This window comes from uncultured Leptotrichia sp., from assembly GCF_938036635.1.
Classification (GTDB): domain Bacteria; phylum Fusobacteriota; class Fusobacteriia; order Fusobacteriales; family Leptotrichiaceae; genus Leptotrichia; species Leptotrichia hongkongensis.
The window spans coordinates 1-10,910 of record NZ_CALHQO010000547.1; the positions used below are offsets into that span (position 1 = coordinate 1).

The following is a 10,910-nucleotide window of genomic DNA, read 5'->3' on the forward strand; positions in this document are numbered from 1 at the left end:
ACTTGAATAACTATAAATTAGATATTAAACAAACCTATTATAAAAATTTTAAATCAAATTTAGTATAAAGCTATTTTTTTCAAGATTATATTATTACAATCTATGTAATTTAAAAATTTTAAAAAAAAGACTGAACATTTTGTCCAGTCCCATCTATTTTATTTTTGTTCCACATCTTTATCTTTTTTAGCAAGTTCCGAAAATGCTGTAACCATTCCAGCCAGATTTTGTAATTCGCTTGGAATAATGATTTTTGTTGATTTTCCGTCTGCCACTTTTTCAAATGTTTCCATTCCTTTTAATGACAATACCTCTTTTGTTGGTGCAGCTTCGTTTAACAGTTTCAATGCTTCTGCTTGTGCTTTTTGAATTGATAAGATTGCTTCTGCACGCCCTTCTGCTTCTTTTATCTGCTGTTCTTTTTTAGCTTCTGCTCTTAAAATTGCAGCCTGTTTTTCTCCTTCTGCAACCAAGATTGCCGCTTCCCTTTTTGCTTGTGCTTCCAGAATGTTTGCCCTTTTTTCACGTTCTGCCTTCATTTCCTTTTCCATTGCTACACGAATGTCAGCTGGTGGCAAGATGCTTTTCAATTCCACACGGTTTACTTTTATTCCCCAAGGATCTGTGGCATCATCCAGTTCTTGACGCATTTTTGTGTTGATAATATCTCTTGAAGTCAATGTCTGATCAACTGTCATATCTCCAATAATATTTCTCAAAGTTGTCGCTGTCAAATTTTCAATTGCTGAAAGTGGACGCTCTACTCCATAAGTATACAGCTTTGGATCAGTTATCTGAAAATAAACAACTGTATCAATTTGCATTGTGGCGTTATCCTTTGTAATAACAGGCTGAGGCGGAAAATCCACAACTTGTTCTTTTAAAGAAACGCTTCTTGCAACCCTGTCAAAAAATGGATTCAGAAAACTAAGTCCTGAATTTAAAGATCTATCGTATTTTCCCAATTTTTCAATTATAAGTACACGTGATTCCGGTACAATCTTTATTGATTTAAAAATGTAAATTAACGCTATTACAATAAGAATAACTATTAATGGTAAAGTCCAGTACATAATAATATTACCTCCTATTTTTATTTAAAAAATTATTACTTTCTTTCAAGAATTATCTTGTTGCCTTTAAAACCTTTAATTTTAACAATTTCTCCATTTGACAATATTTCCTCGCTTACTCCTGTCCAAATAGATCCTTTAAATTTTACTTCATATTCCTTTTCAGCTTGTTTAGTATCGACTACTTTTTCAATTTTTACATCAGTCCCTTTCATGCTCGCATCAAAATTTGTCTTTCTTTGCGATTCAATGTATTTTCTCAAGACTGGACGTGTAAATATTAGGAAAATTACCGAAAGTACAGCGAATATTAAAAACTGTATTAGCGAATCTTCTATAAAATTTGCAAGAAACATTACAATTAAAGCTGAAAGTGCAAACCAAATTGTTACAAGCCCTGGAATAATTATTTCCAGAATTGCTGTTATTCCTGACAAAATTGCCCAAAATAATGCTCCCATTTTTCTCTCTCCTTTTTTCTGATAAATACTTCAGCTACAAAATCTTAAAGTCCTGAAACACCTACTCCAACATGAATCGAATTTGTCCCTTTTCCAGTACTGCTGCAAGCCGCAAGCGTGAACAAAATCATAATCAAAATAATTAGTTTTTTCATTTTATCTCACCTCTTAAAAAATTTTTCCCATTTAGTTGGCTTAAAATCTAGAAATAAACTCCAACTCCACCATGCAATCCACCTGGTCCAACACCTACATTAGCTGATAAGCACGAACTTAAAGCTAAAGCCAATAAGACCAATATCAAAAGCTTTCTCATATTTCCTCCATTTTAAATTTATTTTGTTTAATGTATTTTACAATTATAATCTTAATTTTTCAAGTTTTTTATTCATTAAACTTGTCTGATAGCTTAAATCCCAATACTATTTATACAAATTCATTGATTCCTTAAACTTGGCAATTTTGTTTTCAAGCTCTTCTTTTATTCTTCTTTCTTTTTCCACAGCTTCAGGTTTTGCTTTTGCAACAAAATTCTCATTAGATAATTTTTTCAATACTTTATCCAGTTCAACTTGAGTTTTTTCAATACTTTTCTCCAATTTTTCAATTTCCTTGTCTAAATCAATTAACTCTGCTAACGGAACATAGATCTCAGTTGTATCAACCAATCTAAATCCTACAAGTTTTGGAATTTCCACATTAAATTCATATTTTTCAACATTTGCCAGTTTATCCAGTATTTTGGCATTATTTTGTAAAATATTTCTTGCATTTTCATCAGCTGTCTTGAAAATAACTTCAATTTTCTTAGATGGCGAAACATTTGCTTCTCCACGGATATTTCTAATTGCTGAAATAATTTCCTTCAGATAGTCAAATTCCTTTTCAGCCTCGATATTTATAAACTCTTTTTCTTCTTTTGGAAAATCTGATAACATAATTGTTTCTTCACCAGTTTGTAATTTTTGCCAAATTTCCTCAGTAATAAACGGCATAAATGGATGCAGCATTTTAAGCCCTTTATCAAGAACGTGTCTTAACACCCATTGTGCCACAACTTTATCACTGCCTTCCTGTCCATAGACACGTGTTTTGGCAATTTCTACATACCAGTCACAGAAATCTCCACGGAAAAATTCGTATGCCAATTTTGCTGCAGCGTCCAGTTCATATTTTTCCATATTTTCATTAATCAATTTTGAAGCAGTCTGCAATTTGGATAAAATCCATTTATCTTCAAGTTTAAATTCCGAATTATCCACAGTTGTTGAAACATCAAAATCTTCCAGATTTGACAACACAAATCTTGATGCATTCCACACTTTATTCGCAAAAGCTGAACCCATTTCAAGCAGTTTTTCTGAAAAATGAATATCCTGTCCTTGGGAAGTATTGTATAAAAAGCTGAATCTTATTGCATCTGCACCATATTTTGCTATTAAGTCAAGCGGATCAGGAGAGTTTCCTAGAGATTTACTCATTTTTCTACCTTTTTCATCCCGTATAATTCCATGCAGATAAACATAATTAAATGGAATTTCATCTTTTATATAAAGACTCATCATTACCATTCTTGCTACCCAGAAGAACAATATGTCTGCACCTGTAACAAGTGCATTTGTTGGAAAGAATTTTTTCAAGTCTTCAGTTTCATTTGGCCAGCCTAATGTTGAAAATGGCCATAATGCTGATGAAAACCAAGTATCAAGCACATCTGTTTCTTCTGTCAAGTTCACATCTTTTCCAAATTTTTCACGTGCCTGAACTTTTGCCTCTTCCAGACTTTTTGCTACAAAAACTGTTCCGTCTTCTGCATAATAGGCAGGTATTCTGTGTCCCCACCAGATTTGACGTGAAATTGTCCAGTCCCTTATGTTTTCCAGCCAGTTGTAATAAACTTTTTCCCATCTTTTTGGCGTAATTTGAATTTTTCCATTTTTTACAACTTCTAATGCTCTTTTTGCAAGCGGCTCCATTTTTACAAACCATTGTGTAGAAACTCTTGGCTCGATAATCGAATTACATCTGTAGCAATGCCCCACAGCATTTTTATGATCTTTTACTCCAACTAGCAGTCCCTGCTCTTCCAAATCAGCAAGTATAGCCTTTCTAGCCGCAAATCTTTCTAGCCCTTGATATTTACCACCATTTTCATTTACATGCGCATCTTCTGTAAAAATATTTAAAAATGCAAGTCCAGTTCTTTTTGCCACTTCAAAGTCGTTAGGATCGTGTGACGGAGTCATCTTAACTACTCCAGTTCCAAATTCCATATCTACATATTCATCTGCCACAATTGGAATTTCTCTGTTCATAAGAGGCAAAATTACAGTTTTGCCAATCAGATGCTTGTATCTTTCATCATTTGGATTTACTGCAACTCCTGTATCTCCAAGCATTGTTTCAGGACGAGTTGTAGCAATTACAAATTCTTCATCGCTATCTTTAATTGGGTATCTGATTTCCCAGATTTTTCCATTTTTATCCTCGTGATTTACCTCATCATCAGCAAGTGCCGTCTTGTCATGCGGACACCAGTTTACAATGTATTCTCCACGATAAATAAGCCCATCGTTATAAAGTTTGATAAACACTTCTTTTACAGCTTCCGAAAGCCCTTCATCCATAGTAAATCTCTCTCTTGTCCAGTCCAGCGAGACTCCCAGTTTTCTAAGCTGCTTCGTAATCAGCCCACCATGTTTTTCCTTCCATTCCCAAGTTCTTCTCAAAAACTCATCATACCCAATTTCCTCTTTAGAAGTTCCTTCATCAGCCAGCATTCTCTCAACTTTATTTTGTGTAGCAATCCCAGCATGATCCATCCCTGGAATCCAAAGTGTATCAAATCCGCTCATTCTCTTATATCTAATAATCGCATCCTGTATTGAGTTGTTAAGCATATGACCCATATGCAAAATCCCTGTAACATTTGGTGGTGGAATAGCAATTGAATATCCTGGCTTTTCTGCATTGTGCTGTGCATTAAAATATCCTTTTTCTTCCCATATTTTATACCATTTATCTTCTATCTCATTTGGTGAATAAACTTTATTCAGTTCATTTGGCATTATTTTTCCTCCTATTTTAATTTCATATAACTAACTCACTTAAAAACTAGAGCAAAAATATATAAAAATAATGAATTGACTAATAACTATAGCTCAATCCTCCACTCTCATTTTAAACTAGAATTGCTATATTTTTTTATTTTACAGATTAATTAAATTATATTGTATATTTTATCACAAAGCTGATTTTTTTTCTACTTTTATAAAGAAATTATCAAAAAAAAGCTCATAAAAATGATTGATTATCATTCAAATGAACTTTACAATAAATTTTTAAAATTAAATTGTCTAAAATGCTGTAATTGTTGCAAGCAGTCCAAAGATTACTCCTGGTAAGTTTGCTGCTGACAGCGGATAATCTTTTTTCTCTTTTAAAAGACCATAACTTGTCCATATTGTACAGTTAATTGTAGCTGCTAAAGGTTGCAAAAAAAATGTTTTATTCCCATGTAAATTCCCCATTATTTGTGGAACATAAGACACATACATTATTACAGAAAGTAATGTTCCAATCCATCCTAAGATTTTTAAATTTTTTTCGCTCATTTTGTTCTCCAATCTTTTAAATTTCAATAAATTAATAAGTATCGATGACAAAAGTATACCATAAAGCCCTTTGAAAAAACAACAAAAAATCAAATTAATTTTTCCTTGACATTACAATAAAAATCCGATATAATGTTTTTGTAAATTTTGCCGCTTTAGCTCATCTGGTAGAGCAACTGACTTGTAATCAGTAGGTGGTTGGTTCGAGTCCGACAAGCGGCACCACTATTTAAAATTTAGAATGTTGTGGAGAGGTTCCCGAGTGGCCAAAGGGATCAGACTGTAAATCTGCCGGCTCAGCCTTCGAAGGTTCGAATCCTTCTCTCTCCACCATTTTTTTTTATAAAAATAAAAATTATTATAAATATTAAATTATAATTCGCAGGAGGAATTATCAACTATGGTTAGAAAAATAAAAGGAGCAGGAAATAAATCTGGTGGAAACCAACAGGATATAATCAAACAAGCTCAAGTAATGCAACAAGAAATGTTAAAAATTCAAGAAGGATTAAAAGATAAATTCGTAGAAACATCTGTTGCTGGTGGAGGAATTACTGTAAAAGCAAACGGACAGAAAAAAATTGTAGATTTATCAATTTCATTGGATGTATTAAAAGATGCAATTGATGAAAATGATGCAACAATTGTTTCAGACTTAATTGTAAATGCAGTAAATGAAATCTTGGATAAAGCTGAAGAAATGGCTGAAAAAGAAATGGAAGTAGTTACTGGTGGAGTAAGTATTCCAGGATTATTCTAATAAAAAATTATAATATATAAATAAATTTAAGGAGGATACGTTATGTCAGAAACTAATTTGCCTGAAAATGCAATAAATGAGAAACCTAAATATAATAAAGTAATTTATTGTTTGATAGCTTAGTTTTTTGGAACTTTTGGAATTCATGCATTTTATGCAGGTAGAAAACAGGAGGGAATATATTTTCTAATTGCAGGAATAATAGGAATATTAACATACTTTCTTTTAGTTGGAATAATAATTCTTTTAGTTGAATTTGTAATATGTGTTATTCAAATAGTAAAAGCTGTACAAAAACCAGCTGATGAATTTGGAAGAATATCAGACTAGCAAGTTTTAAAAATATTTAAAAATATTACTTTTTTGACAGATAAAATGTAGAATACATGGTATAATATCTCTGATGAAAAGGAGGTGATTATATATGTATTTAACATTAAAACAACAAGTAAAACATCTTAGTAAAAAGGAGTTTAGGAATTTAAAATATTTATCTCATATAGCCAAGAACTTAACTAATGAAGCTATATATAATATTAGACAATACTATTTTAATAAGAAAAAGTATTTAAGTTATAATGAAAACTATAAAATGCTTAAAAATAGTGAGAACTATAAGAAGTTAAATTCTAATATGGCTCAACAAATTCTAAAAGAAGTAGACGGAAGTTTCAAATCATTTTTTGGACTTTTAAAACTTGCTAAGAATGGTCAATATGATAATAAAAAAATAAAATTACCTAAATATCTTGCTAAAGATGGTTTTACAACTCTTGTTATAGGTTTTGTTAGATTAAAAGATGATATGCTGATAGTTCCTTATTCAAATTCGTTTAAGAAAACTCATCAGGAAGTTAAAATTAAGCTGCCACCAGTATTAAAAGACAAGAAGATAAAAGAGATTAGAATAATACCAAAACAACATTCTAGGTACTTTGAAATTCAATATACTTATGAAGTAGAAGAAGTTCAAAGGGAATTAAATAAAGAAAATGGACTAGGAATAGATTTAGGTATAGATAATCTATGTACTTGTGTTACAAATAATGGAGCTTCATTCCTGATAGATGGTAGAAAATTAAAATCAATAAATCAATACTATAACAAGATAAATGCAAAATTACAAAGCATAAAAGATAAGCAAAAGACCTCCCGCACAACATTAAGGCAAAAGAGAATAGCTAGAAAGAGAAATAATCGTATAGAAGATTATCTTTCAAAAGCAGCAAGAATAATAATAAATTATTGTCTTAATAATGATATAGGAAAACTAGTTCTAGGATATAATGAAGATTTTCAAAGAAATTCAAATATAGGAAGTATAAATAATCAAAACTTTGTAAATATACCATATGGAAAATTAAGAGATAAATTAATATATCTATGTAAACTATATGGAATAGAATTTAAACTACAAGAAGAGAGTTATACATCAAAAGCAAGTTTCTTTGATGGAGATGAAATTCCAATATATGATAAAGAAAATCCGCAAGAATATATATTCAGTGGAAAAAGAATAAAAAGAGGACTATATCAAACAAGCACAGGTAAACTCATAAATGCAGATTGTAATGGAGCATTAAATATTTTAAGAAAAAGTAAAGTTGTGGACTTAAGTGTCCTATACAATAGAGGTGAGCTGAACACACCTAAAAGAATAAGGGTAGTGTAAAGCTATCAAACTTCTTAGAAAATTTTTAAATATTTTTAAAGATTTTAGAACCCTGCGACTTTAGTCGTGGGAGGTTCAGAGAACAATTTAATCCAAACTTATCAAGAGAGATACTAGGGAACGGCCCGTTTTGAGTATCCAGCAACCTGTAAAAACAAGGTGCTAAATCCGGCATTGAATGCAAAGATAAGAATTTTAATTCTCTTCCTTGCAGGAAGAGTTTTTTTATTTTAAAATAAAGTTTATCTTTTTTATTTTTTATTTTGAATTTTCTGCAAAACTATTTTTATAGCTTCACTAATATCTTTTATTTGAACTAACTCACTATCTTTTATCCATTTAGAAACATCTGTATTTACATATCCCAAAGATTCTAAAGCCAATTTCAAATCTTCCTTCATTAACAAAACTCTAGAATCTGATACTTCTGAAGTTATCAGTTTTCCACTTAATATATTGCTATTTTCTTCAATCACTTCTACTACATCCAGTTTTTTCACTTTATCTTTCAAATCCAGTATTATCTTTTGAGCTTTTTTTATACCCAGTCCTGGAACTCTTGTAAAGATTTTTGATTCGTTCTCTGTAACAATATCAATAATTTCTCTCATATTAAAAGTAGAAAGTATTGCAATTGCAAGTTTTGGTCCTACTCCACTTATACTTATTAGTGCTTTAAAAAGTTCCCTTTCATTTTGTGTTTTAAATCCGTAAAGAGAAATATCATCTTCTTTTACATTTGTATAAATGTATAATTTTTCGTTGCTTCCAATATTATCTATTTTTTCAAATGTTTTTAGGGATATATGGATTTTATATGCCAAGCCATTTATCTCTAAAGCAACATAATCAACTTTCTTCACTGCTAATTTTCCTAAAATATATTCAAACATTTATACCCTTTCTTTTTAAATTTGTAATTTATAATTTTACTAATTCAACTTCTGAAATATTTTCTTCCAAAAACATAATTCCAATTTCTTTAAATTTTTCTTGCCCATCTGTTACATAATATTTTACTTCTTCATTTTTCTTAGCATCATTTTTTAAAAATTCATTTTTTTGTAAAATTTTTTTCAAATCTAACGCTGTTTCCCTTGCCGGATCCACTATTTTTATATCTGGATAAATTTTTCCAATTGCCTCTTTTAAAAGCGGATAATGAGTACACCCTAGTATTAATGTATCAACTTTCCCTTCAAAATCATCTAAATATGTCTTTATTATCTGATTAACAAGCTTACCGCTTAAAATTCCTTCTTCTACAGCTGGAACAAAAAGCGGACATGCCTTCTGAAATACTTCTGCCTTTGTATTAAAAAGTTTTATTTCTTCTTCATATTTCCCCGATTTTATAGTTGCTTTCGTTCCAATTACACCAATTTTATTACTTTTTGTAGTATTTATTGCTGTTCTTGCTCCAGCCTCTATTACCCCTATAATTGGTATTTTAAAAGTTTCTTTCAGTTCTTTTAATGCAAGGGCAGTAGCTGTATTGCAAGCCACTACAATAGCGCTTACTTCTTTTTCCAGTAAAAACTCAACAATTTCTTTTGAGTACCTTACAATCAGTTCTTTTGTCTTTTCTCCATAAGGAACTCTTGCTGTATCTCCGAGATAATATATTTTTTCATTTGGCAATACTTTTCTAATCTCTTTTAATACCGTAAGTCCCCCAATTCCCGAATCAAATACTCCAATAGACATTTTATTTCCTTCCTGTTGTTATATTTTAAAAAATAAAATTGAGCCGTTAAAAAACAACAGCTCTTTTTATATTATTTCATAATCAGTTCCCCACTATAAGTCAAAGTTCCATCAGTTGCAATATACGTTCCTACAATTTTTCCCCTGCTATTTTTAGTTACTCCTGAATTCAAGTTTACTGTGTAAGTTAGATTTGGTCTTTGAGTTGCAGTTATTTCTACATCTTTTGTAGGGTATAAATTATATCTATTATTTCCAATTGTTGCTACTGCTACTACATCATTTCTGCTTATAATTTTCATTTTCTTAGCTGAATTATTATTGTTATTTTTTCCAAAAATTGTATTAAAAAATTGTTCTACCTTGTTTCCTTTTGGAGCATTATTATTTTCGGCTTTATTACTTTCATTAACTTTTACAGCATTACCAGTGTTAGCAGAACTGCTTGCATAATTATTATTTCCACGATTCTTTCTAGCATAGCCATTTGCATAATAATCATTTATCTCTTTTGCACCTATTGCATTTCTATCTCTCGCTCTGTCTGAACCTAAAATAATTGCTATCATTCTATCATTGCCTCTGTTTGCCGTCAAAACTATATTTGAACCTGCTGCTTCATGATAGCCTGTTTTTATTCCATCTACTCCCAAAACATTTCCTAAAAGTGAATTTGTAGAACTTACTTTTGTATTTCCGTTATCTACATAATCTGTTTTGTTTTTTGAGAAATTTAAGTATTCACTATAATCCCTTAATGTGATTTGAGCCAATTTATACAAATCCTTAGCATTCCCCTGATCCATACAAGAACCTGTATACTTAGGCGGTAATCCGTGCGGAGAGCAATATCGAAGAGAATTTAGCCCATAACTTCTTGCTTTCTGATTCATTAAATTTACAAAACTTGGCACATCACCCGCAACATATTCAGCAAGTGCATAAGCCGCATTGTTTGATGATTTTATAATAGTTGCCTTTAATAAATCCCTTACTGTATATTGCTTTCCAGCAGTTAATTTTATTCCATAAGGAACAGAAGCCGCTTTTGATGAAACTGTTACCTTGTCCTCATATGAAATTGAACCTTGCTTAATTTTATCTAATGTCAATATTGATGTCATAATTTTTGTAACAGACGCTAATGGACGAACTGCTGAACTGTTATCTTCCTTTATAATATTTCCATTAACATCCCCTATTAATAAAGCTTTATAGTCATGATAATTCTCCCCTTCAGCAAACGAAAATGCTGATGTAATCATAAATGCTATGGATAATATTATTTTTTTACTTTTATTTCTATTTTTTATTTTCTTTCCCATTTTCCTTTCTTTCCTCTTTTCTATCTGATAAATTTCCTAAAGAGTAATATAACATTTTCATATTAGTTTTTCATTTGTAAATTTATTGATAAAACTTGTTTGATTTGATTGCTATCTGCCTGAATGTCTTTAAAAAATTCTCAATAATTATCTATAAAAAATTTCAATTTAATTATATAACGGAATATAAAAACAAATATTTAGGAGAAAAAATGAAAAATACAAAAGAATCAAATGAAACGACACAAAGAGCAGAATTGCATCGTAAAATATGGGCAATTGCAGATAATGAACGTGG

11 protein-coding genes, 2 tRNA genes and 1 riboswitch are annotated in these 10,910 nt (G+C 30.6%); of the genes, 5 read left to right on the forward strand and 8 right to left on the reverse strand.

From position 1 onward, the window contains the following. Positions 1-158: 158 nt before the first annotated feature. From Q0370_RS11025 to Q0370_RS11045, 5 genes are all read right to left on the reverse strand, one after another. Positions 159-1,073, reverse strand: a complete 915-nt coding sequence (locus tag Q0370_RS11025) for an SPFH domain-containing protein (RefSeq protein WP_021743309.1) — start codon at positions 1,071-1,073, stop codon at positions 159-161. A gap of 35 nt (positions 1,074-1,108) precedes the next feature. Further along, positions 1,109-1,534 (reverse strand): NfeD family protein, encoded by a 426-nt coding sequence (locus Q0370_RS11030; RefSeq protein ID WP_147005889.1) that lies wholly within the window; start codon positions 1,532-1,534, stop codon positions 1,109-1,111. Positions 1,535-1,578: 44 nt separating this feature from the next. Then, the gene (locus tag Q0370_RS11035) at positions 1,579-1,689 is read right to left on the reverse strand and encodes a lipoprotein (RefSeq protein ID WP_172618798.1); all 111 of its coding nucleotides are present in this window, start codon (positions 1,687-1,689) and stop codon (positions 1,579-1,581) included. Positions 1,690-1,956: 267 nt separating this feature from the next. Next, complete coding sequence (locus tag Q0370_RS11040) at positions 1,957-4,602, reverse strand: valine--tRNA ligase (RefSeq protein WP_299575678.1); 2,646 nt, start codon at positions 4,600-4,602, stop codon at positions 1,957-1,959. Positions 4,603-4,890: 288 nt separating this feature from the next. After that, positions 4,891-5,148, reverse strand: a complete 258-nt coding sequence (locus Q0370_RS11045; protein ID WP_012806652.1) for a SemiSWEET family transporter — start codon at positions 5,146-5,148, stop codon at positions 4,891-4,893. A 149-nt stretch (positions 5,149-5,297) separates the two neighbouring features. Here Q0370_RS11045 and Q0370_RS11050 point away from each other — a divergent pair. The 4 genes from Q0370_RS11050 to Q0370_RS11065 all read left to right on the forward strand — a co-directional run bounded on the left by Q0370_RS11050 (position 5,298) and on the right by Q0370_RS11065 (position 7,580). Beyond that, positions 5,298-5,373 (forward strand) — tRNA-Thr (locus tag Q0370_RS11050). Positions 5,374-5,396: 23 nt separating this feature from the next. After that, positions 5,397-5,481: transfer RNA gene (locus Q0370_RS11055), tRNA-Tyr, on the forward strand. 67 nt (positions 5,482-5,548) lie between these two features. Beyond that, positions 5,549-5,908, forward strand: coding sequence for a YbaB/EbfC family nucleoid-associated protein (locus Q0370_RS11060; RefSeq protein WP_006805621.1), 360 nt, complete (start codon positions 5,549-5,551; stop codon positions 5,906-5,908). A gap of 424 nt (positions 5,909-6,332) precedes the next feature. Continuing rightward, the gene (locus Q0370_RS11065) at positions 6,333-7,580 is read left to right on the forward strand and encodes a transposase (protein ID WP_299575690.1); all 1,248 of its coding nucleotides are present in this window, start codon (positions 6,333-6,335) and stop codon (positions 7,578-7,580) included. 95 nt (positions 7,581-7,675) lie between these two features. Continuing rightward, positions 7,676-7,773, forward strand: a riboswitch (SAM riboswitch). Between the two features lie 58 nt (positions 7,774-7,831). Here the strand turns inward: Q0370_RS11065 and ruvA are convergent. The 3 genes from ruvA to Q0370_RS11080 form a co-directional block, all read right to left on the reverse strand. Continuing rightward, positions 7,832-8,473 carry a Holliday junction branch migration protein RuvA gene (gene ruvA, locus Q0370_RS11070; RefSeq protein ID WP_147004863.1) on the reverse strand — a complete coding sequence of 214 codons (642 nt, stop codon included), beginning with the start codon at positions 8,471-8,473 and terminating at the stop codon, positions 7,832-7,834. A 28-nt stretch (positions 8,474-8,501) separates the two neighbouring features. Continuing rightward, positions 8,502-9,287 carry a glutamate racemase gene (gene murI, locus Q0370_RS11075; protein ID WP_299575693.1) on the reverse strand — a complete coding sequence of 262 codons (786 nt, stop codon included), beginning with the start codon at positions 9,285-9,287 and terminating at the stop codon, positions 8,502-8,504. A 71-nt stretch (positions 9,288-9,358) separates the two neighbouring features. Further along, the gene (locus Q0370_RS11080) at positions 9,359-10,612 is read right to left on the reverse strand and encodes a D-alanyl-D-alanine carboxypeptidase family protein (RefSeq protein WP_299575695.1); all 1,254 of its coding nucleotides are present in this window, start codon (positions 10,610-10,612) and stop codon (positions 9,359-9,361) included. A 95-nt stretch (positions 10,613-10,707) separates the two neighbouring features. Here Q0370_RS11080 and Q0370_RS11085 point away from each other — a divergent pair. After that, positions 10,708-10,910 (forward strand): hypothetical protein (locus tag Q0370_RS11085; RefSeq protein WP_299575697.1); only part of this gene is annotated, 203 nt, incomplete at its 3' end.